The 21,678-nt window shown below is 53.1% G+C and carries 18 protein-coding genes and 1 pseudogene; 7 read left to right on the forward strand and 12 right to left on the reverse strand.

The window, feature by feature from the left end:
* From N5C09_RS20685 to N5C09_RS20710, 6 genes and pseudogenes are all read left to right on the forward strand, one after another.
* Positions 1-505: pseudogene (locus tag N5C09_RS20685) on the forward strand (hypothetical protein); the annotation flags it as partial.
* A gap of 11 nt (positions 506-516) precedes the next feature.
* Positions 517-912, forward strand: coding sequence for a type IV secretion protein Rhs (locus N5C09_RS20690; RefSeq protein WP_279749803.1), 396 nt, complete (start codon positions 517-519; stop codon positions 910-912).
* 1,133 nt (positions 913-2,045) lie between these two features.
* The gene (locus N5C09_RS20695) at positions 2,046-3,221 is read left to right on the forward strand and encodes an MFS transporter (protein WP_279749795.1); all 1,176 of its coding nucleotides are present in this window, start codon (positions 2,046-2,048) and stop codon (positions 3,219-3,221) included.
* Positions 3,190-4,161: an HTH-type transcriptional regulator YidZ gene (gene yidZ, locus N5C09_RS20700; protein ID WP_063868605.1), complete on the forward strand. Its 972-nt coding sequence runs from the start codon at positions 3,190-3,192 to the stop codon at positions 4,159-4,161. The genes N5C09_RS20695 and yidZ overlap by 32 nt, the downstream gene beginning before the upstream one ends.
* Before the next feature lie 122 nt (positions 4,162-4,283).
* Positions 4,284-5,030, forward strand: a complete 747-nt coding sequence (locus N5C09_RS20705; protein ID WP_063868604.1) for a hypothetical protein — start codon at positions 4,284-4,286, stop codon at positions 5,028-5,030.
* A 36-nt stretch (positions 5,031-5,066) separates the two neighbouring features.
* Positions 5,067-5,633: an NADPH-dependent FMN reductase gene (locus tag N5C09_RS20710; RefSeq protein WP_003861147.1), complete on the forward strand. Its 567-nt coding sequence runs from the start codon at positions 5,067-5,069 to the stop codon at positions 5,631-5,633.
* A 91-nt stretch (positions 5,634-5,724) separates the two neighbouring features.
* On the opposite strand, the gene adeP is transcribed toward N5C09_RS20710, so the two are convergent.
* A complete protein-coding gene (gene adeP / locus N5C09_RS20715; RefSeq protein ID WP_139152660.1) occupies positions 5,725-7,062 on the reverse strand; it encodes an adenine permease AdeP in 1,338 nt (445 codons plus the stop codon).
* 165 nt (positions 7,063-7,227) lie between these two features.
* On the opposite strand from adeP, the gene yieH reads away from it, so the two are divergent.
* Positions 7,228-7,893 carry a 6-phosphogluconate phosphatase gene (gene yieH, locus N5C09_RS20720; RefSeq protein ID WP_279749797.1) on the forward strand — a complete coding sequence of 222 codons (666 nt, stop codon included), beginning with the start codon at positions 7,228-7,230 and terminating at the stop codon, positions 7,891-7,893.
* Positions 7,894-7,937: 44 nt separating this feature from the next.
* On the opposite strand, the gene phoU is transcribed toward yieH, so the two are convergent.
* The 11 genes from phoU to glmU all read right to left on the reverse strand — a co-directional run bounded on the left by phoU (position 7,938) and on the right by glmU (position 21,613).
* Positions 7,938-8,663 (reverse strand): phosphate signaling complex protein PhoU, encoded by a 726-nt coding sequence (gene phoU, locus N5C09_RS20725; protein ID WP_003861153.1) that lies wholly within the window; start codon positions 8,661-8,663, stop codon positions 7,938-7,940.
* A 26-nt stretch (positions 8,664-8,689) separates the two neighbouring features.
* Entirely contained in the window at positions 8,690-9,463 is a 774-nt protein-coding gene (gene pstB, locus N5C09_RS20730; RefSeq protein ID WP_003861154.1) for a phosphate ABC transporter ATP-binding protein PstB, read from the reverse strand.
* Between the two features lie 47 nt (positions 9,464-9,510).
* Entirely contained in the window at positions 9,511-10,401 is an 891-nt protein-coding gene (pstA, locus tag N5C09_RS20735) for a phosphate ABC transporter permease PstA (protein WP_003861156.1), read from the reverse strand.
* On the reverse strand, positions 10,401-11,360 hold the full coding sequence (gene pstC, locus N5C09_RS20740) for a phosphate ABC transporter permease PstC (protein ID WP_022649877.1): 960 nt from the start codon (positions 11,358-11,360) through the stop codon (positions 10,401-10,403). The genes pstA and pstC overlap by 1 nt, the downstream gene beginning before the upstream one ends.
* A gap of 127 nt (positions 11,361-11,487) precedes the next feature.
* Positions 11,488-12,528, reverse strand: coding sequence for a phosphate ABC transporter substrate-binding protein PstS (gene pstS / locus N5C09_RS20745; RefSeq protein ID WP_063452042.1), 1,041 nt, complete (start codon positions 12,526-12,528; stop codon positions 11,488-11,490).
* A gap of 247 nt (positions 12,529-12,775) precedes the next feature.
* Positions 12,776-13,834, reverse strand: a complete 1,059-nt coding sequence (locus tag N5C09_RS20750) for a fimbrial protein (RefSeq protein WP_279749798.1) — start codon at positions 13,832-13,834, stop codon at positions 12,776-12,778.
* A 12-nt stretch (positions 13,835-13,846) separates the two neighbouring features.
* Complete coding sequence (locus N5C09_RS20755) at positions 13,847-16,366, reverse strand: fimbrial biogenesis outer membrane usher protein (protein WP_279749799.1); 2,520 nt, start codon at positions 16,364-16,366, stop codon at positions 13,847-13,849.
* Positions 16,367-16,390: 24 nt separating this feature from the next.
* On the reverse strand, positions 16,391-17,077 hold the full coding sequence (locus N5C09_RS20760; protein WP_279749800.1) for a fimbrial chaperone: 687 nt from the start codon (positions 17,075-17,077) through the stop codon (positions 16,391-16,393).
* An 84-nt stretch (positions 17,078-17,161) separates the two neighbouring features.
* Positions 17,162-17,731 (reverse strand): chaperone-usher fimbrial major subunit, encoded by a 570-nt coding sequence (locus tag N5C09_RS20765; RefSeq protein WP_063868590.1) that lies wholly within the window; start codon positions 17,729-17,731, stop codon positions 17,162-17,164.
* 333 nt (positions 17,732-18,064) lie between these two features.
* Positions 18,065-19,894, reverse strand: coding sequence for a glutamine--fructose-6-phosphate transaminase (isomerizing) (gene glmS, locus N5C09_RS20770; protein ID WP_063452041.1), 1,830 nt, complete (start codon positions 19,892-19,894; stop codon positions 18,065-18,067).
* 348 nt (positions 19,895-20,242) lie between these two features.
* Positions 20,243-21,613, reverse strand: coding sequence for a bifunctional UDP-N-acetylglucosamine diphosphorylase/glucosamine-1-phosphate N-acetyltransferase GlmU (glmU, locus tag N5C09_RS20775; RefSeq protein ID WP_279749801.1), 1,371 nt, complete (start codon positions 21,611-21,613; stop codon positions 20,243-20,245).
* Positions 21,614-21,678 lie beyond the last annotated feature (65 nt).

Below are 21,678 nucleotides of genomic sequence, written 5' to 3' on the forward strand. Positions count from 1 at the left end.
GTTGCGGGGCGGATGGAATTTGTTCGGGTATACAATGAACCCCGTTCAGCAAATTGATCCTTTGGGCCTGTATAATTTATATGAATTGTTATATGACATTTGGCATGATGATTCATATGGAACATCATCAATTGATATTACTGCTAGTGGAGATGTAATATCATTAGGTGGTCATGCTGGAGTCGGTATTGCATTAGCTAAAAAGAAAGGTGAGATGTTATCAGATATCTGTATTTATGCCACAGCATGTGGACATGCAGGAATTGGTGGTGGGTTAAATGCAGCAATCACATATTCTGAGACCAGATCTTTACCTGCCTCGGGAGTTAGCAATTCAATAGGTGCAACTGCTGGAGGAGGCGTAGTGGGCCATCTTGCGTATTCTTATGTGGCCGATGTTGGCAATCCAGAATTGTCGACCGAATCTGTTGGTGTTGGTGTCGGTGTTGACGCGTCGGTTATGGTCTTGGCGTGCAGGACGTGGCAAGAATGCTTAGTAAACTAATAAGAGGAAATATGAAAAAATATATTTTTTTAGCATTGTTCTTAATGTGTGGCTGTTCTCCAGTGGACGTAGGTCCAGCTAAATTGGAGGTTGAAAATTTTCGTGATTTATATCATACCGAAAAATACAATGATATATATAAATCCGCGTCAAGTGCCTTTCAGATGGCAACATCAGAAAAGCACTTTATCAGAATAATGAAAGAGGCAAAAGAAAATCATCTCGGGGATTATAAAAAGTCGACTTTAAAAACAGAGAAAATCACACATAGTTTCTTTGCAAATGATGAAATCTCATTGATTTATTTTTCAGAATATTCCAGAAGGATTGTCCAAGAAATTTTTGTTTTTGAACTCGAAGATAAAAAAGTTAAGCTAAAAAGTTATAGGTATGATTCGATCAATTAGGAGTTGAATGCCAATTGTAACTGTACACCAGATACAGAATTCTCAAAGAGGATATTTTTAGGAGTTACCAACTCAATCTCGCTTGTTCTAGCGTAAGGAAAAAGATAAATAACTCTTGTTTTAGCGGTGGGATAACAGTAACAGCAAAGACGCAGCGTTCATTTACCATTATGAAGAACACGGCAGGCTGACAAAAAAGGTTGAATGCCTAATCCTCGAAGGCTGTAGCCATAGCCACCACTATTATTATGATAACCAGCATCGGCTGGTACATTACCGCTGTGAATAACAGGGAGCTGCACTGCTGGAAAGCCGTTAACTTTATAACTCGCTGGCCCATCTTTCGATAAACGAGTGCGGGCCGCGAAAAATATTTATGATCGCTGCGGGATCATACAATTACATAGCCATGTATAATCCAAATCACATTTATAATCATGGATAGACATCACTGAGATGTTATATCCAAGATGCAACATGATATCGTAAAATAGAAACCTTAAATCAGTAAGCGTAATAAACTCACTAGAATCATTTCACTCTAAACAACTGGACAACCTAACTCTTGAACAAAATAAGCATTTTAATTATTGCACACCTCTGCTTCTCAAGCATATTTGACACCCCAAATAACCCAAGAATATTATACTCCATGATTTACATGCATTACTAAAAACCCTCTAAATTTTTATGCATGGTTCTCAGTAGCTTTTTACAATTTATTAAAAATTGCCACCTAAAAATACATAGCAAAATTAACATTGCTGGACTTAGTAAAATCCCAAAAATCCATTAATTAATACATAATAAAAACAACGACATATATAACAAATTCGAACCAAGAATAATGCATGATATAGCATAGGTGTTTTACACATTATTGCTGAAAAACTGTGATTTGATTACGCTAAAAGAGGACAGTATGGGCCAAAGCGTTATAGCTAACTGAAACTCAAAAATGCCCTTGCGATTATGCTCAACTTTCATCACGATTTTAGAGTCCTTAGCAAGATAGGCTGCCGGTTACGCTGATGGTTATTTTTTCCTTTCGGGAAATCACCATTGTCCAAATGGCAACTCGCTTTATCCCCTCCATGCCCCCTATCCTGCATGCCTGCATCCATGGGGGATTTATGGCTCGTTTTCTGTTCTGTAGTTTTGCACTCGTTCTGCTTTATCCATCCGGCATTGATATGTATCTGGTAGGGCTACCGCATATTGCCCGCGATCTGGGGGCCAGCGAGGCGCAGCTGCACATCGCGTTTTCGGCCTACCTTGGGGGGATGGCGTCGTCGATGGTGTTTGCCGGGAAAATCGCGGATAAAGCCGGTCGTCAGCCCGTCGCCATTACGGGTGCGGTTATCTTTGCGCTGGCATCGGTACTGTGTTCAATGGCTCAGGAAAGCACAATGTTCCTGGCAGGGCGCTTTATTCAGGGCATTGGCGCGGGCGGATGCTACGTGGTGGCGTTTGCCATTCTTCGCGATACCTTAAGCGCCCAGCGCCGCGCCAGGGTGCTGTCGATGCTGAACGGCATTACGTGCATCATCCCGGTGCTGGCGCCGGTCGTGGGCTACCTGATCATGCTGAAATTTCCATGGCAGAGCCTTTTCTGGACCATGGCCACCATGGGCACTATGGTCTTTATTCTGTCCGTGACGGTGCTGAAAGAGACCCATCCCGGTTCGCAGCAGATGCACCACGCTGCAACCTTTCATTCGGCTGAAAAGCTTCTGAATCGCTTTTTCCTGAGCCGCCTGACCATCATCACGCTCAGCGTGGCGGTGATCCTCACCTATGTAAACGTTTCCCCGGTGTTATTGATGGAAACGATGGGCTTCGATCGCGGTGAGTATTCGACGATGATGGCGCTCAATGCGATGGTCAGCATGGTGGTTTCATTCTCGATGCCCTTTGCGCTCAATATTTTCCGCCAGCGCACGATGATGCTCACTTCACAGACGCTGTTTCTCGCCGCCGGCGTGATTCTGGCGACCGCCACCTCACACGCGCTGATGCTGGTGAGTATGACCCTGATCTGCGCCGGATTCTCCGGCGGCTTCGGCGTGGCAATGAGTCAGGCGCTTGGCCCGTTCTCACTGCGGGCTGGCGTGGCAAGCTCGGTGCTGGGCATTGCGCAGGTCTGCGGTTCGTCGCTGTGGATTTGGCTGGCGGCGGTGATCGGCCTTCACGCGCTGAATATGCTGATCGGGGTGCTGATTGGCTGTAGCATACTTAGCATTATCTTACTTATGGTCATCCAGCCCGCGGCGCACTATGAAGAAGCCCATCAGCAGTCTCGATCTTAATCTTTTACTTTGCCTGCAACTGTTGTTGCAGGAGCGCAGCGTCACCAAAGCCGCGAAGCGGATGAACGTGACGCCGTCCGCGGTGAGTAAATCGCTGGCGAAGCTGCGCGACTGGTTCGACGATCCGCTGTTTGTGAAAACGCCTTTAGGGCTACTGCCCACGCCGCTGACGGTGAGCCTGGAACAGGACCTGGCCGACTGGATGCAGATTGGTAATCAGATCGTCGATAAATCTCATCACAGCTCTCCTGGCGGGCTCAAGTTTGTGCTCGCCGCCGAAACGCCGCTGATGCTGATTCGCTTTAACACCCTGCTGGAGCAGGTGAATCAGCGCTACCCGCAGGCGACGGTGAAGTTGCGCCAGTGGGATTACGATTCGCTGGACGCCATTACGCGCGGGGAGGTTGATCTCGGTTTTACCGGCCGCGAAACGCACCCGCGCTCCCGCGAGCTGCTGAAGCTGATGCCGTGGTTTATTGACTACGAAATCCTATTCAGCGACCGTCCGTGCGTCTATTTGCGAGAAGACCATCCGGCACTTCGCGAAGCGTGGAACCTCGAGACGTTTCTGCGCTACCCGCACATCAGCATCTTCTGGGAGCGCAGCGATACCTGGGCGCTTGATGAGGTGCTAAAGGAGATGGGCCGCGAGCGCAACGTCGCCATGTGCCTGCCCGGCTTTGAACAGTCGATGTTTGTGGCGGCCCAGCCGGACCACAACTGCATTGCCACTGCGCCTTACTACTGCCATCACTATAATCAACTCCACCAGCGTAAACTGGTCTGCCTTCCCATTCCTATCGATGAGGCACAGGCAGAAAAGTTGACTGTCCCCTTCACGCTCATCTGGCATAAACGGAACAGCCATAATCCGAAAATTATCTGGCTGCGCGAAACCATAAAAGCCCTGTATACCGCGCCAGGTCAGGTTTTTGCCTAAGATAATGTAAAGTTCGGTCCTCAGGCTTCTCTTATTTCTATTTACTGATTAAAACAGAAGCTGAGTTAAGCGATAATCATGTAACCGTTTAACCGACTACGACCATTATCAAGGAGCGAAAAATGGCTACGCACTTTGCACGAGGAACATTAGCGGAAGGGCATCTCGTATCGGCCAGAATGTCTTCAGCCTGCCACAGTGAGGCGCTCAAGCTACCTGAACACCGCAGGACGCGGTTTTTAGCCTCCAGAGCACTTCTCGCAGAACTGCTTTTTATGCTGTACGGCACCAGCGAATTACCGGACATACTCACCCAGCCAGAAGGTCGCCCGGTTTTTGCGGACCCGGCACTCCCCCATTTTTCCATTGCGTACACCGGCAACATTGTTGGCGTCGCGCTGACCACCGAAGGCGATTGCGGGCTGGATATGGAGCTGCAACGCGTCACGCGCAGCTTCCACGGGGCTAACGCGCTTGATGAATACCCGCTCTCCAGCAATGAAATGCTGTGGATACGTAACCAGAACGACCCCGTTGAAGCCAGAGCGCAGCTCATTACCCTTCGCCAGAGCATCCGCAAACTGAGCGGTGCGGCGTCAGACGACGCCAGCCTGTTGCAGCTGCTGCCTGGCTCCGGCCGCCTGCGGGCCACAAAAGCCTCGCTGGTAGAGGCGCTCAGCGACGCTGAAGACGTGTTGATCTGGTCTGTTGCGGTGAGTCCCGCCATCGAACGGCTGAAAATCTGGGAATTTGACAGTATTCGCGGTTGGCGTAGTCTTCCGGATGTCCCCGAGCGCGCCAACGAGCCCGCCGCGCGCCTGATGCGATTAACCAGTTTACCGGCAGAAAAAGCATACACCCATAGCTGATCCGTCCAGGATCATCATGATGAAACAGGAGTAATCATGTCTGATACGTTGAAAGTTGTTACGTTACTGGGAAGCCTGCGCAAAGGTTCTTTTAACGGGATGGTTGCACGCACGCTGCCGCAGCTGGCGCCTGCGGGAATGGAAATCAGTGCCCTGCCGTCTATTGGCGACATCCCGCTTTATGATGCTGACGTTCAGCAGGAAGAAGGGTTTCCGCAGAGCGTGGAAGCGATAGCCGAGCAGATCCGCCAGGCTGACGGCGTGGTGATTGTAACGCCAGAGTATAACTACTCGGTGCCGGGTGGCCTGAAGAACGCGATTGACTGGTTATCCCGTTTACCGGAGCAGCCGCTGTCAGGCAAACCGGTGCTGATCCAGACCAGCTCAATGGGCGCCATCGGCGGCGCGCGCTGCCAGTATCACCTGCGTCAGATCCTGGTGTTCCTGGATGCGATGGTCATGAACAAGCCGGAATTTATGGGCGGTGTGATTCAGAACAAGGTCGACCCGCAGACGGGTGAAGTGGTGGATCAGAGTACGCGTGACCATCTCTCTGGCCAGCTGACGGCGTTTGGGGATTATATTAAGCGGGTTAAAGCCTGATAAAAAAGCCCGGTGGCGCTAGCGCTTACCGGGCCTACACGCGTCAGTAGGTCAGGTAAGCGAAGCGCCACCTGACACCACAAACCGCACCTTAGTGCGCGTCAATAAACACAATCTTCAGCACAAACAGCAGCGCCACAATCATCACGCACGGGCTGAGTTCGCGGAAGCGACCGGTACCGATCTTCATCACACAGTAAGAGATAAAGCCCAGCGCGATCCCTTCGGTGATCGAGAAGCTGAACGGCATCATCACGGCTGTAATAAAGGCTGGCACCGCTTCGGTTAAATCTTCCCACTTCACGCGCGCCAGGCTCGAGGTCATCAGCACGCCCACGTAAATCAGCGCGCCGGCAGCCGCATACGGTGGAACCATACCCGCCAGAGGAGAGAGGAAGATCACCAGCAGGAACAGCAGACCCACCACCACCGCCGTCAGGCCGGTACGGCCGCCCACGGAGACGCCGGAAGAGGATTCAATGTAAGCGGTAACAGACGAGGTGCCGATGAAAGAACCCGCAACGGAAGAGATGCTATCCACATACAGCGCCTGCTTCATGCGCGGGAATTTGCCTTTCTCGTCCGCCAGACCCGCTTTGTCCGTCACGCCAATCAGCGTACCGGAGGAGTCAAACAGGTTGACCAGCATGAAGGAGAAGATCACCCCCGCCAGGCCCAGGTTCAAAGAACCCGCCAGATCAACGTGACCAATCACGGTAGAGACGCTCGGCGGCGCAGAGACAATACCGCTGTAATGCACGTCACCCAGCATCCAGCCCAGCAGCGTGGTCACGATGATAGAGACCAGCACCGCAGCGTGGATGTTGCGCGACGCCAGGATCGCGATGATGAAGAAGCCCAGCACGCCCAGCAGCACGCTGTGCGAGGTCAGGTTACCGATGCTCACCAGCGTTTCCGGGTTCGCCACGATCACACCGGCGTTTTTCAGCCCCATCATGCCGATGAACAGACCGATACCGCTGGTGATACCCACGCGCAGGCTCACCGGGATATTGGCAATCATCCAGTAGCGGACGCGGAAGATGGTCAGCAGCAGCAGGCCGACCGCGCCCCAGAAGATAGCACCCATACCAACCTGCCACGGCAGGCCCATCGCCTGAACCACCACGAACGCGAAGAACGCGTTCAGACCCATCGCCGGGGCCAGCGCCACGGGCAGGTTAGCGAAAACGCCCATCAGAATGCTGCCAAGGGCCGCGATCAGACAGGTGGTAACAAAGACGGCGCTGGTGTCCATGCCAGCCACGCCCAGAATTTGCGGGTTCACAAAAACGATGTAGACCATCGTCAGGAAGGTAGTAAAACCGGCGATCACTTCGGTGCGTGCCGTTGTGCCGTGCTCGCGCAGTTTGAATACGCGCTCAAGCAGACCCTGACCAGATGTCTGGGTTGTGTGTTGTTGACTCATCATCAATTTCCGAACAAGGAGGGAAAATTCGTCGCTATCCTATACCAAAATGCGACAATAGTGGCGGTTACGGGATACTTTTTTCATTGATTTTGCTTATACGGCAACGATTGCGTCTCGTAAATCTGTCGTACGTAAACGTTAAACTTGTTAAAAGGGAAGGGCATGTCCGGAATTGAAGCGGTATTTTTCGACTGTGACGGTACGCTGGTCGACAGTGAGGTCATTTGTTCCCGCGCGTATGTCGCCATGTTCCAGGAATTTGGCATTACGCTCGATCTCGAAGAGGTGTTCAAACGCTTTAAGGGCGTGAAGCTGTACGAGATCATCGACATCATTAACGAAGAGCACGGGGTGGATCTGGCGAAAGCGGATCTGGAACCGGTGTACCGCGCCGAGGTCGCACGCCTCTTCGACGCCGAGCTGGAGGTTATCGCCGGTGCTAACGCGCTGCTGGATGCGATGACGGTGCCGATCTGCGTGGTCTCTAACGGCCCGGTCAGCAAAATGCAGCATTCGCTCGGCAAGCTGGACATGCTGCACCACTTCCCGGAAAAACTGTTCAGCGGCTACGATATTCAGCGCTGGAAGCCCGATCCGGCATTGATGTTCCACGCGGCGAAGGCGATGAACGTCAACGTGGAGAACTGCATTCTGGTGGATGACTCGTCTGCGGGCGCGCAGTCGGGGATTGATGCGGGGATGGAGGTGTTTTACTACTGTGCCGACCCGCACAACAAGCCGATCGATCATCCAAAAGTGACGACCTTTACCGACCTGGCACAATTGCCAGAGTTGTGGAAGGCGCGCGGGTGGGATATTACGCGTTAAGCTAACGTAGGGCGGGTAAGCGCCAGCGCCACCCGCCACAAACATCACTCTTTCGGATCTTTACCCGCCAGCAGCTTGTCCAGCTCGTCGCCGCCCACGTGACGGAAGTCCTGCCCCTTCACGAAGTAGAAGATGTATTCGCAAATGTTCTGGCAGCGGTCGCCAATACGCTCGATTGAGCGCGCGCAGAACAGCGCGGTCAGCACGCTTGGAATGGTACGGGAATCTTCCATCATGTAGGTCATCAGCTGACGCACAATGCCTTCGTATTCCTGGTCAACTTTCTTGTCTTCACGATAGATACGAACCGCTTCGTCCAGATCCATGCGCGCGAAAGCGTCCAGCACGTCGTGCAGCATTTGCACGGTGTGACGACCGAGAGACTCCAGGCTGACCAGCAGCGGCTGGTGCTGCTGGGAGAATTTCTCCAGCGCGGTGCGGCAGATTTTATCCGCGACGTCGCCAATACGCTCCAGCTCGGCGATAGTTTTGATGATCGCCATGACCAGACGCAGGTCGCTCGCGGTCGGCTGACGCTTGGCAATGATGCGCACGCACGCTTCGTCGATGGCGACTTCCATCATATTGACGTTGTGATCGCCTTCGATAACGCGCTTCGCCAGCTCGCTGTCCTGGTTGTGCATCGCCGTGATCGCATCAGAAAGCTGCTGCTCGACCATGCCGCCCATGGTCATCACCTGGGTGCGAATGCTTTCCAGCTCTGCGTTAAACTGGCCGGAAATGTGTTTATTAAGATTGAGGTTGTCCATGGTTTCTCCACATGCACTAAGGCAAATCAACCGTAGCGGCCAGTAATGTAATCTTCGGTTTGTTTCTTCGCGGGCCGGGTGAACAGCGCGTCCGTATCGCTGAACTCAATCAACTCGCCCAGGTACATAAACGCCGTGTGGTCAGAACAACGGGCAGCCTGCTGCATGTTGTGGGTGACGATCACCACGGTGTAATCCTGCTTCAGCTCGGTGATCAGCTCTTCAATACGCCCGGTTGAGATCGGGTCCAGCGCTGAGCACGGCTCATCCAGCAGCAATACTTCCGGGCGAATGGCGATACCGCGCGCAATGCACAGACGCTGCTGCTGACCACCGGAGAGAGAGTACCCGCTCTGGTGAAGTTTATCTTTGGTTTCGTTCCATAATGCGGCCTTGGTCAACGCCCACTGCACGCGCTCGTCCATGTCCGCACGTGAGAGCTTTTCAAACAGACGCACGCCAAAGGCGATGTTGTCATAGATCGACATCGGGAACGGCGTGGGTTTCTGGAACACCATCCCCACCTTCGCGCGCAGCAGGGCGATATCCTGGGTATTGGTCAGGATGTTGTCACCGTCCAGCAGAATTTCACCTTCCGCACGCTGCTCCGGATAGAGCGAATACATTTTGTTGAAGGTGCGCAGCAGCGTGGATTTACCACAGCCAGACGGACCGATAAATGCCGTGACCTGGTTCTTCGCGATATCCAGGTTGATATTCTTCAGGGCATGGAATTTGCCGTAGTAGAAGTTCAAATCACGAACCTGAATCTTACCCGGGGCAGTATCAACCATACTCATTGACTCATTTCCTCATTCGGCGCCGCGATGTGCCGCGCCGTAAAAATTTAACCGTGTTTCTTCTTCGCGAAAATGACGCGCGCCAGAATGTTCAGCAACAGTACGCAAAGGGTGATGATCAGCACCCCGGCCCAGGCCAGCTGCTGCCATTCCGCGAATGGGCTCATCGCAAATTTAAAGATCGTCACCGGCAGGTTGGCGATCGGCTGCATCATGTCCGTGCTCCAGAACTGGTTGGAGAGCGCGGTAAACAGCAGCGGTGCGGTTTCACCGGCAATACGGGCGATAGCCAGCAGGATACCGGTCATGATCCCCGAGACGGACGCTTTCAGGGTGATCGCCGAAATCATCTTCCATTTCGGCGTGCCCAGCGCGTAAGCCGCTTCACGCAGGCTGTCCGGCACCAGTTTCAGCATGTTTTCAGTGGTACGAATAACGATAGGCACCTGCAAAAGCGCCAGCGCAATCACACCCGCCCAGCCGGAGAAGTGTTCCATTTGAGCCACCACGATGGTGTAAACAAACAGACCCACAACAATCGATGGGGCAGACAGCAGAATGTCGTTAATAAAACGGATGACTTCAGCGATCCAGGATTTACGTCCATACTCCGCCAGATAGATACCCGCCATGATGCCCAGCGGCGTACCGAAAACGGTCGCCCACAGGATCAGCAGGCCGCTACCCGCCAGGGCGTTTGCCAGACCACCGCCCGCCGTGTTCGGCGGTGGCGTCATCTCGGTGAACAGCGCCAGGGACATTCCATCGATGCCGCGGGTGATGGTGGACATTAGGATCCAGATCAGCCAGAACAGGCCGAACGCCATCGTGGCCATGGAAAGCGTCAGCGCAATGCGGTTTTTAATCCGGCGCTTTGACTGCATTTTGCGACGGGATTCCGCAAGCTGAGCGGTGTTTTGCATGTCGAGAGTCGCCATTAGCGTGCCCCCTCGTTTTTAGCCAGACGCATAATCATCAGCTTGGAGATAGCCAGTACGATAAAGGTGATAACAAACAGGATCAGGCCCAGCTCCATCAGCGCGGCAACGTGCAGCCCGGATTCCGCTTCGGCGAATTCGTTCGCCAGCGCAGAGGTAATGCTGTTGCCCGGCATGTACAGAGAGACGCTGTCGAGCTGGTAGGTGTTGCCGATGATAAAGGTCACCGCCATGGTTTCACCCAGCGCGCGGCCTAAGCCCAGCATGATGCCGCCGATCACCCCATTTTTGGTGAACGGAAGGACGATGCGCCAGATAACCTCCCAGGTGGTGCAGCCGATGCCGTAGGCCGACTCTTTCATCATCACCGGGGTTTGTTCGAAGACATCGCGCATAACCGCCGCAATGTACGGAATAATCATGATGGCGAGGATCACGCCAGCCGCCAGAATACCGATACCGAATGCCGGGCCGGAGAACAGGGCGCCCACAAACGGAACGGCAGAAAGCACGTTACCGACCGGCTCCTGGAAGTACGTTGCAAACAGCGGAGCAAAGATAAACAGGCCCCACATGCCGTAAACGATACTTGGAATGGCCGCCAGCAGTTCGATGGCGATACCCAGCGGGCGTCGCAGCCAGCCCGGCGCCAGCTCCGTCAGGAACAGGGCAATACCGAAGCTTACCGGCACCGCAATCAGCAGGGCGATAAAGGAGGTTACCAGCGTGCCGTATATCGGCACCAGCGCACCGTAGATATCGTTCGGCGCATCCCACTCTTTGGTCCACAGGAAGGCGAAACCAAATTTCTGAATGCTCGGCCAGGAGGAAAAGATCAGGGACACGATAATGCCGCCCAGCAGCAATAGCACAATCAGCGCAGCCAGTTTCACCAGGGCGCTGAAAATCATGTCACCTTTTTTACCCGGAGGGTTAAATGCAGGCTTGGTTGCAGCCATAAATTACTCTTCTTTTTGAGACGTCTTACGAATATGCCCGGTGGCGCTAGCGCTTACCGGGCCTACAGGATGAACCGTAGGGCGGGATCGCTGCGCGCCACCCGCCATCTTCGTCAAAAATATCCTGTTAGTACAGCGCTTTACCGCTGCTGTCTTTCACGTTGGTTTTCCATGCAGCGCGAATCTGCTCAACCACGCTGTCCGGCAGGCTGGCGTAGTCCAGGTCGTTAGCCTGTTTGCCGCCGTTTTTGTATGCCCAGTCGAAGAATTTCAGCACTTCTGCACCCTGCTCAGGTTTCTTCTGATCTTTGTGGACCAGAATGAAGGTGGTAGAAGTGATTGGCCACGCATCGTCGCCTTTCTGGTTAGTCAGGTCCTGCGCGAAGGATTTGCTCCAGTCAGCGCCTTTTGCGGCGTTAGCGAAGTTCTCTTCGGTCGGGCTAACCGGTTTGCCGTCAGCAGAAACCAGTTTGGTATAAGCCAGGTTGTTCTGCTTCGCGTAAGCGTATTCTACGTAACCGATAGAGCCCGGCAGACGCTGTACGAAGGCAGCGATGCCGTCGTTACCTTTACCGCCCAGACCGGTTGGCCAGTTAACGGTAGAGCCGGAACCGACTTTAGATTTCCACTCTTCGTTCACTTTTGCCAGGTAGCTGGTGAACACGAAGGAGGTACCGGAACCGTCAGCGCGGCGAACCACAGCGATGTTCTGCGAAGGCAGCTTAACGCCCGGGTTCAGCTTAGTGATGGCTTCGTCGTCCCATTTTTTGATTTTGCCCAGGTAGATGTCGCCCAGGGTTTTGCCGTCCAGCACCAGCTCGCCTGATTTCAGGCCAGGGATGTTAACGGCCAGCACAACGCCGCCGATCACGGTCGGGAACTGGAACAGGCCTTCCTGATTCAGTTTTTCATCAGACAGCGGAGCGTCGGATGCGCCGAAATCAACGGTATTCGCGGTAATTTGTTTTACGCCACCGGAGGAGCCGATACCCTGATAGTTAACCTTGTTGCCGGTTTCTTTCTGGTAGGTATCCGCCCATTTGGCATACACCGGCGCAGGGAAGGTTGCACCAGCGCCAGTCAGGCTTGCTGCTGCGAAGGCAGAGAAAGCGCTCAGAGATAAGGTCGCGGCGACAACAGTTGCGACAGTGGTACGCATAACTTTCATAATGTCTCCTGCAAGGATTTCGTAAATCATTGTTTAAGTGGCTACGATGAGCAAAATAGGACAAACAGGTGACAGATAAATGTACGAATTATGACAGTTTTATGACAATCAACGCATTTGCGTTAAGTGCATGATTTAAATATAAATAAAATCACATCCTTGTCATGATAATGTCACACTGAGATGCGTTAAGCCTGGTTCAAAGACGGGAATATGACAACGGCTGTCATAAACAGCCGTCGTGAGATCAGTTAGAAAATTCCAGAGTTATGGTGGCATCCGCGTTAAACGTGCCGGGCGTTGGTCTCGCTCCGGTAGCGCTGGCCGGGGCGGCAGAGAACGTAATAGTGCCATTACTTCTTCCGCCAATAATGCTGGTAGAACCCATCTCCGTTTTGAGCGCGCCGCCGTTCACCATTACCGGGTCGCCGTTTGTATCATAGATTTTGATCCCCACGTCGTTGTTTGACGTTGAAACCATCGTGCTGTCGGCGCTGGCTGCCGTAGCGTTAAAATCAGCGTTCACCTTTTGCGAGCGGTCCAGACCGGAACAGCTCACCGTAACGGTTTTCTCAATTTTTTTACTGGTTATCGATGTGCCGGGCGTGGCGGAAAATTCAGAGGCGGGGATCTGACCAAAATCGATATTAATCACCTGCCCGTCGTTAATTTCGCACTGCTGGGACGCAATGATTGAGCCTTTAATCCTGACTTTTGCGATCGCCTCTCCCCTGGGCAAATCATTAGATATTCCGCCGTAGACGAGGGCGACATCGGTCAGGGGAATCGTGACCAATCCGGTGATCGATTTTCGAATATAAAACGAGAGCATTGAAGACGTTCCGGTATCAAGCGTAATATCGTTTGACGAACCACAGGTGTGAGAGGCCGTACTGCGATTAGAAACGTGCTCAAAAGGAATCGCCGTATAACCCACGTTTTTGATGAAGATCTTTACGCCGACATCGAGATATTCATTTAAATTGTAATAAGAGACCTCACCAACCTTTTTATCAAATACGAGACCGCCAGTTGGGTCCGCCGTGTAGTAGATTGCCGAAAAGCCCTTATTAAGCCGGTGCTTTGAATCGCAGGAACAATTGACCTGGTAGCTGTCGCTGGCCGTCGCCTCGGCGACATCCACCATCGTCTTTCCCGGAACGTTATCTTTAGCGCTAATACTCGTTTGGGGAAAATTCAGGTTAAGCACATGCGTGCCTGAAGTGGTCGTGCAGGTTCCTGCCACCTCAGCGAACGCCGTCGGGCTGGCCAATATCAGCAGGCCGGCGATAAGTAAGCTCTTCATCTAAAATCCTTTTTAGTTACATACTACGGTTTGTTGGACCAGCGATGCTCCGGTCTGAGGGGAAATATGGAACGGTGCCCGGCATTCCACGCCGTTACCCGTACCCCACCGCAGCGCAAAAGTACCCTCTTCCGGAACGCCAGACAGGTAAAGTTGCCCGTTTTCTCCCACGATGCCCGTCAACAGCTCACCTTTACTTTCGCCGTTCGCGACGGCACCAAACGGTGCAGGCTTGCCGTTTGCCAGTATGACGTTGAATAGCACCCGATAACCCAGGTGGGTCAGAAACTCTGCTTTGACAATCGCACCGCGGGTCGGAACAAGATCGATCACGCTGTTTTCAAGCTCCACGTTGGCTCGGGAGAAATAGTCGTTGTCGATGGCAACACGGTTTTCGTCATAAGGATTAAGCTGGGTTTTCACCGCATAACCGCGCCAGTCGGTGGCTACGCCAGAGGTGTTTTCAACGGCTAGCCCCGACGCGCCAGGCGTTTTGATCAGCGCAACCGTCTCTCCAAGCTGCTGCGAGAACGTGACGCCTTCACCGTGCACAATAACGCCCCCGCGCGCGCCGAAATTAAGGTGTTCGGCGTTTGCGCTGTAGGCGTAGCTGCCGTCCAGCGTGCCGTAAGTGCCGTTATAGGTCATCGCAAGGTTGCTGGCATCCGCTGCGCTATCGCCTGTCCAGGATTGTTGCAGGTTATACGAGAGATTATCGCGTTCCAGCAGCGTTCCGCTTAACCCCACCTGATGGGATGCCTGCGCGTTGTCGTTTTGCGTCATGGCGTAGTTGAGGTAACTGTTTTTCGCCCAGCCGGACAGCGGAACCGAAAGAGAAAACATAAAGATATTTTCACCCCCGTTGTTATCCTCATCTTCGCTGGCGCTGTCGTGGTGCGTCGCGCTATCGGTGTAGCTCCACGACACGTTCCAGGAAACCATGCCGAGATTGTTGCTGTAGCCCGTCTGGATCAAGCGCTCTACCGCGTCGGTTTGCCAGTACTGTTGACGGCTCAGCGTCAGATAAACGTTCCCCCAGCCGCGTCCAAAAGACTGCGTCCATGTTCCCTCCAGACGGCTACGGCGGTTGCCCGTTTCCCAAAAATCACTTTCATCTCCCTGACGCGATGACCACTCGTTGAGGGTATAAAAACCCTGGGTAGAATAGCGGTAGCCCACCAGCCTGAAATTCGTGTCGGTGGCATCAATACGCTTGGAGTATAAGAAACGATAGGATTGCCCCTGGGATTCATCGCCCTCATCAAACCGGGCTTTCGCCTGCGTCACGTCCATAGAAAGCGCACCAAACGTGCCCAAATCTTTACCCACGCCCAGCGCCGCCGCGCGGTACTCGTCCGCCAGCTGCACGCCACCATAAAGCGTGACGCCGGCTGGCAGCCCGCGCATGATTTGCGCCTGCATGACGTTTGGGGTAAAGCGAGTGTCTTCCCGCATTTCGCCAATGCTGACGTCGAAGTCGGTTTGTCCTTCACGTTTCAGAATGGCCAGTGAAGCATAAGGCTGGATAAAATGTTGCTCGCTGCCGTCCTCTTCTTTGATGGTCACGTCCAGATCCCCACCCGAGCTGGTGGTATTGAGATCGGTAAGGGCAAACGCCCCCTGCGGCACGGCAGACTGATAGATGACGTAACCGTTTTGCTTGATCGTCACCATGGCGTTGCTTTTCGCTACGCCGCGCACCACGGGTGCGAAGCCGTTCATGCTGGCGGGCAGCATGTCATCATCGGTGTAAAGCCGCACCCCGCGCAGTCTGGCCCCCTCAAAAACATCGCTTGCCGACCAGGTATCGCCCACCATGAACTGGCTGCGCAGCCCGGGAATATCACGCTGTAGCCACGAACTGACGGAGTGATATTCTGCATTGCCGCCTTCAGAGCTGAACGTGCTGTAGTTGCGTACCCGCCAGGCACCGAGATTCAGACCATTTTGCAGGTTGAGGTAATAGCTATCCGCCGTGTCGTCGTAGTCAGAGCGTACGGTATGGGAGCCTGAAAAATCATAATTAACCGAAAGCGCATTGATCCCCTGGTCCCAGCGTTCGGGACTGATATAGCCCATGGCATAGTTGTCCAGCCAAATCTGCGGTATCACAATATTGAGCGTCAGCTTGTCCGTATCGAACTGCCATACGGAACCTTCAACAAGCGGCCCCGGCGCGACGCAGGCATCGTCATCAATGTTTGTAAGCGCTTTGATGGCATCCGCTTTTACACCGAACGCTTTCAGCTGGCTGGACAGGTGGGTGAAGCAGGGCTGAATCTCCCCCTCCGGCTTATCCGCTATAAATGTGACCTCGCGCCGCTCACGTTTTTTCCCGTTAATAAGGATATCCACTTTGTACGTGCCGGGTGGTAGCGTGTTTGCGCGATCGAACTGATGAATATCGATACCCGCCGGATGGTCAATCTCCAGCAAGGCGGGGTTAAAGAAGGCTTCTTTCGCCTGTAGCTGGCAAGCCAGCAGGAGCAGCGCCCCGGAGGCAAAGAGAACGTGAACAGGTGAACCGGCCATCTCGCATCATTCCTTGTTTTGCACTTAAAGGGAGAGATTCAGAGGCTCGCTAATCGCACCGTAGTCATTGATAAAACGCCAATGAAGCGTTTTGCCAGCCGCACCTGCGGGTAAAGGCAGCTCTAGCTTCTCGAAGGGTTTAAGCATATTGAGCGGAACTTCTTTGCCGTCGACGAACACATCCATCACGTTGATATGAATTGGAGCTGGGTTTTCTATTTGCAGATGGTTTCCCACGCGATGCCATTTCACCTTCATATACGCTTTTTCGGGCGTCATATTGAGCGCCACCGGGCGCCAGAAAAGTTTGATTCGGGTTTTTATGGCAATTTCCATCGTGTTGCTATCCGCACTGCTCCCGGATGGTGGAATATTTTTGATATTCAGCCAGAAAACCGATTCCCGATCTTCGGGAAGCGCACCCTTGGTTTTAATAATGCGCAGGATTTTTTCCTGCTGCGGCTCCAGACGTGAAACCGGTGGAATAGCCGTGAAGGGAGGTGGGGTAGTCTCTTTTTTATCAAATGGCTCAACCCAAACCTGGATCAGGTAGGGAACGTTTGTTTCTTTATTGAAGATAGAAAACGTTTCATCAGCGCGATCGCTATTAAAAATCACGCGGGTGCCGCCGATAATGACCCCAGCCCAAGACGAAGACATATTCAAAAGACAAATAACAACGAACAGCGACTTAATAAGGTTGCACAACATAATTTCATCCGTGAAATGAGCCTGCTAAAGGAAAATTCGCCAGTACTCTCGCTTTTAACTTCAGCAGGCCCGGGCGAAAATCGATTACTTCATGTATTCGATGGTGAACTGTGAATCAGCGTTAGCCGTGCCTGGCGTAACATCGGCAGAAGTCGCGATATAACGCGCGATAAATTTCAGCTCAGCATTTCCTGAATCAATGGTTGTATAAGCGGAATCTTTGTACAGCTTAACCTGTGAATTATCAGCGCGGTTATAGATACGAATTGCCACGCCCGTCGCCGCAGTCTCTGTACCCTCACCGGTATAGTCGCCTGGCGTCGATGCAGTTATCGGGGTGCCGATGGCCAAATCGCCGTTGCCGTCAGAGGCTTCGGTGCCGTCAAAACGCGCTGCCGCCTGAGTGTATGTGGCCGGGCATTTTTCCAGCTTAATGCTAAATTCTGTGGGGGCCGCCGTGGTGCCTACCGTGCTAAAAGCAGATCTATTAACTTTACCCAGAGCAACGGTCTGGCCAATAGTATCCGTGGTGACTTCACAAGTGCTGTCAATAACCTCACCGGTAAAATGCACCACGCCATCAGACGCGAGCGCCTGGTTTGCCATAAACAGTGAGCACAGAACAAAAGAACCTGTAATCCAATTACGTTTCATTACCACTCCGTTAAATCATGATTAATTCATTCATAAAACAAATATCAGCGAAAGAATTCCTCGCCTGAATGAGATTATATTTTATTAAGATTAACAGACAAAATCTGGAGCAGGTAAGCACAAGTTAAATGAAAAGGTAAATAAATTAACTTGATAAAATAAATGCTGATTAATTAGAGATTTATAAGAAGTTAACTTTCTTTATATTAGCTAAAAAGACATATTCAGAAACATACACAAATAACACTTAATACTTTTTAGGAATAAATTTAGGTCGTAATAAAAAAGCCTCACATTTTCATGCGAGGCTTTTTCCATTATGTGTCGGGACGATTATTCTACGGTAACCGACTTCGCCAGGTTACGCGGCTGGTCAACGTCGGTGCCTTTGATCAGCGCCACGTGATAAGCCAGGAGTTGCAGCGGAACGGTGTAGAAGATCGGCGCAATCACCTCTTCCACATGCGGCATCTCGATGATGTGCATGTTGTCGCTGCTGACGAAACCGGCGTCTTTATCCGCGAAGACGTACAGCACGCCGCCGCGGGCGCGGACTTCTTCGATGTTAGACTTCAGTTTTTCCAGCAGTTCGTTGTTTGGTGCAACAACGATCACCGGCATATCCGCGTCAATCAGCGCCAGCGGGCCGTGCTTCAGCTCGCCTGCCGCGTAGGCTTCCGCGTGGATGTAGGAGATCTCTTTCAGCTTCAGTGCGCCTTCCAGCGCGATAGGGTACTGATCGCCACGGCCCAGGAACAGAGCGTGGTGCTTATCAGAGAAGTCTTCAGCCAGCGCCTCAATGCGTTTGTCCTGAGACAGCATCTGCTCGATACGGCTCGGCAGCGCCTGGAGACCGTGAACGATGTCATGCTCAACGGAAGCATCTTCACCTTTCAGACGCGCCAGCTTCGCCACCAGCATCAGCAGAACGGTCAGCTGCGTGGTAAACGCTTTGGTGGAGGCCACGCCGATTTCGGTGCCCGCTTTGGTCATCAGTGCCAGATCGGATTCACGCACCAGCGAGGAGCCCGGTACGTTACAGATGGCCAGAGAGCCCAGGTAACCCAACTCTTTAGACAGACGCAGCGCCGCCAGGGTATCCGCCGTTTCGCCAGACTGGGAAAGGGTGATCATCAGGCTGTTACGGCGCACAGCGGATTTACGATAGCGGAACTCAGACGCGATTTCGACATCGCACGGCACGCCCGCCAGTGATTCAAACCAGTAGCGAGAGACCATACCGGAGTTGTATGAGGTCCCGCAGGCCACAATCTGAATATGCTCAACCTTGCCGAGCAGCTCGTTGGCGTTCGCCCCCAACTCGCTCAGATCCACCTCGCCATGGCTAATGCGCCCGGTCAGGGTGTTTTTAATGGCGTTAGGCTGCTCGTAGATCTCTTTCTGCATATAGTGACGGTAAGCGCCTTTGTCGCCCGCGTCGTATTGCAGGTTGGATTCGATCTCCTGACGCTTCACCTGCTCGCCTTTGGTATCAAAGACGGTCACGCTGCGGCGCGTCACTTCCGCGATATCGCCCTCTTCCAGGAAGATAAAGCGACGGGTAACCGGCAGGAGCGCCAGCTGATCGGACGCGATAAAGTTCTCGCCCATGCCCAGACCGATAACCATCGGGCTACCGGAACGCGCGGCCAGCAGGGTAGATGGATCGCGAGAATCCATGATCACCGTACCGTAGGCGCCGCGCAGCTGAGGAATAGCACGCAGCACTGCCTCACGCAGCGTACCGCCCTGTGCCAGTTCCCAGTGTACGAGGTGAGCAATCACTTCGGTGTCGGTTTCAGAGACGAAGGTATAGCCGCGCGCTTTCAGTTCTTCGCGCAGCGGTTCGTGGTTTTCGATAATGCCGTTATGCACCACCACGATGTGTTCAGACACATGCGGGTGCGCGTTACCTTCAGACGGTTCGCCGTGCGTCGCCCAGCGGGTGTGCGCAATACCGGTTCCCCCGTGCAGCGGATGTTCTTCCGCGGCCTGGGCCAGCATCTGCACTTTACCGAGACGGCGCAGACGGGTCATATGACCTTCTGCATCCACGACAGCCAGACCGGCAGAGTCATAGCCACGGTATTCCAGACGACGTAAACCTTCGAGAAGGATTTCAGCAATATCACGCTGCGCAACTGCGCCAACAATTCCACACATAATTTAGATTCCGAATTTAGGCATTATGCCTGCGTTGTCGCTGACCTGTATTTCCCCTGCGTCTTTCACGCTGCGGCTGCGTTGGCTTCTCGTACTCGCCACGGTCACTTACTTAAGTAAGCTCCCATGGACTCATACGCTTGCCGCCTTGCCACAACGCGAAATCCTTTGGGTAACGCCCTTTCCGGGCACCCCGAGCCTTGTAGAGAGTGGGGTTATTTTTATGGGTACTGCTTGTGGGGGGAGATATATCTTTATCTCCTCTCCCGGGTTTGCCTGATGACGGCTACGCCTTATCAGGCCTACTCAATCGTAGGGCGGGTAAGCGCAGCGCCACCCGCCTTAGGGTTACTTTTTCTTCACCGGACGTTGCCAGCCCTGCTTGCTGACCTGCGGCACGCGGCTTAACACCAGCTCGTTATCCGCTACGTCGCGCGTGACGGTCGTTCCGGCGGCAATGGTCACACCGTTACCCACGGTGACGGGCGCCACCAGCTGCGTGTCAGAACCCACAAACACGTCATCGCCGATGATGGTTTTAAACTTATTGGCACCGTCATAATTACAGGTGATGGTACCTGCACCAATATTCACGTTGTCGCCAATTTCTGCATCGCCCAGATAGGTTAAATGACCCGCTTTGGAGCCTTTACCCAGACGGGCTTTTTTCATTTCAACGAAGTTACCAACATGTGCGCCTTCCAGCAGCTCAGCGCCCGGGCGCAGACGCGCAAACGGGCCGATGGTACACGCCGCATCAAGACGCGCGTCTTCCACCACGCTGTACGGGCTGATTTCGCAGTCGTCGCCGATAACGCTGTTTTTAATCACGCAGCCAGCGCCGATTTTGACGCGGTTACCCAGCGTGACGTTACCTTCCAGGATAACGTTAGTATCAATTTCAACGTCGCGCCCGTGGGACAGCGTACCGCGCAGATCGAAACGTGCCGGATCGCGCAGCATGACGCCTGCGAGCAGCAGCTTCTCTGCCTGCTCGGACTGGTAAATGCGCTCCAGACGGGAAAGCTGAAGACGGTTGTTTACCCCGTCCGTTTCGCTGATGCGTGCCGGGTGAACGGCGGCAATCTCACGCCCTTCCTGGTACGCCATCGCAATAATATCGGTGATGTAATACTCACCCTGTGCGTTGTTGTTATTCAGCTTAGACAGCCAGCGCTTCATATCAGCACCGTTCGCAATCAGGATACCGGTGTTGATCTCCTGAATCTGACGCTGCGCTTCGCTGGCATCTTTATGCTCAACAATCCCCGTCACGTTGCCGTTTTCACGGGTAATGCGGCCATAGCCACTCGGATCGTCCAGCACGACGGTTAACAGCCCAATGCCGCCCTGCGGTTTGGCTTCACGCAAACGAGTGAGGGTTTCAACGGAGATCAGCGGGACGTCGCCGTAGAGCATCAGGATGTCTTCATCATCAGAGAAGAAGGGTGCAGCCTGCTGCATTGCATGACCGGTACCCAGCTGTTCTGCCTGTAGTACCCAGTTGAGATTGTCGTCACGCAGCGTTTTTTTCAGCAGATCGCCGCCGTGTCCATAAACCAGATGCACCTGGCTGGCGCCTAATTCATTAGCTGCATCAATAACATGCTGCACCATTGGCTTTCCTGCCAGCGTGTGGAGCACCTTAGGCAGATCGGAATACATGCGGGTACCTTTACCTGCGGCAAGGATCACCACGCTCATCGCACTGTTTAACATACGCATCCTGACGGTAGTTTGTGTGAGAAGTAAAAACGTTTGATGCTTAAAATTCTACATCTTTT

It is taken from the genome of Enterobacter sp. GD03975 (assembly GCF_029838645.1).
GTDB lineage: Bacteria > Pseudomonadota > Gammaproteobacteria > Enterobacterales > Enterobacteriaceae > Enterobacter > Enterobacter quasihormaechei.

What these genes read in the sequence shown, in the direction of transcription:
- N5C09_RS20690 (WP_279749803.1), top strand. Translation starts at nt 517, where the DNA reads ATGAAAAAATATATTTTTTTAGCATTGTTCTTAATGTGTGGCTGTTCT.
- N5C09_RS20695 (WP_279749795.1), top strand. Translation starts at nt 2,046, where the DNA reads ATGGCTCGTTTTCTGTTCTGTAGTTTTGCACTCGTTCTGCTTTATCCA.
- yidZ (WP_063868605.1), top strand. Translation starts at nt 3,190, where the DNA reads ATGAAGAAGCCCATCAGCAGTCTCGATCTTAATCTTTTACTTTGCCTG.
- N5C09_RS20705 (WP_063868604.1), top strand. Translation starts at nt 4,284, where the DNA reads ATGGCTACGCACTTTGCACGAGGAACATTAGCGGAAGGGCATCTCGTA.
- N5C09_RS20710 (WP_003861147.1), top strand. Translation starts at nt 5,067, where the DNA reads ATGTCTGATACGTTGAAAGTTGTTACGTTACTGGGAAGCCTGCGCAAA.
- adeP (WP_139152660.1), bottom strand. Translation starts at nt 7,062, where the DNA reads ATGAGTCAACAACACACAACCCAGACATCTGGTCAGGGTCTGCTTGAG.
- yieH (WP_279749797.1), top strand. Translation starts at nt 7,228, where the DNA reads ATGTCCGGAATTGAAGCGGTATTTTTCGACTGTGACGGTACGCTGGTC.
- phoU (WP_003861153.1), bottom strand. Translation starts at nt 8,663, where the DNA reads ATGGACAACCTCAATCTTAATAAACACATTTCCGGCCAGTTTAACGCA.
- pstB (WP_003861154.1), bottom strand. Translation starts at nt 9,463, where the DNA reads ATGAGTATGGTTGATACTGCCCCGGGTAAGATTCAGGTTCGTGATTTG.
- pstA (WP_003861156.1), bottom strand. Translation starts at nt 10,401, where the DNA reads ATGGCGACTCTCGACATGCAAAACACCGCTCAGCTTGCGGAATCCCGT.
- pstC (WP_022649877.1), bottom strand. Translation starts at nt 11,360, where the DNA reads ATGGCTGCAACCAAGCCTGCATTTAACCCTCCGGGTAAAAAAGGTGAC.
- pstS (WP_063452042.1), bottom strand. Translation starts at nt 12,528, where the DNA reads ATGAAAGTTATGCGTACCACTGTCGCAACTGTTGTCGCCGCGACCTTA.
- N5C09_RS20750 (WP_279749798.1), bottom strand. Translation starts at nt 13,834, where the DNA reads ATGAAGAGCTTACTTATCGCCGGCCTGCTGATATTGGCCAGCCCGACG.
- N5C09_RS20755 (WP_279749799.1), bottom strand. Translation starts at nt 16,366, where the DNA reads ATGGCCGGTTCACCTGTTCACGTTCTCTTTGCCTCCGGGGCGCTGCTC.
- N5C09_RS20760 (WP_279749800.1), bottom strand. Translation starts at nt 17,077, where the DNA reads ATGTTGTGCAACCTTATTAAGTCGCTGTTCGTTGTTATTTGTCTTTTG.
- N5C09_RS20765 (WP_063868590.1), bottom strand. Translation starts at nt 17,731, where the DNA reads ATGAAACGTAATTGGATTACAGGTTCTTTTGTTCTGTGCTCACTGTTT.
- glmS (WP_063452041.1), bottom strand. Translation starts at nt 19,894, where the DNA reads ATGTGTGGAATTGTTGGCGCAGTTGCGCAGCGTGATATTGCTGAAATC.
- glmU (WP_279749801.1), bottom strand. Translation starts at nt 21,613, where the DNA reads ATGTTAAACAGTGCGATGAGCGTGGTGATCCTTGCCGCAGGTAAAGGT.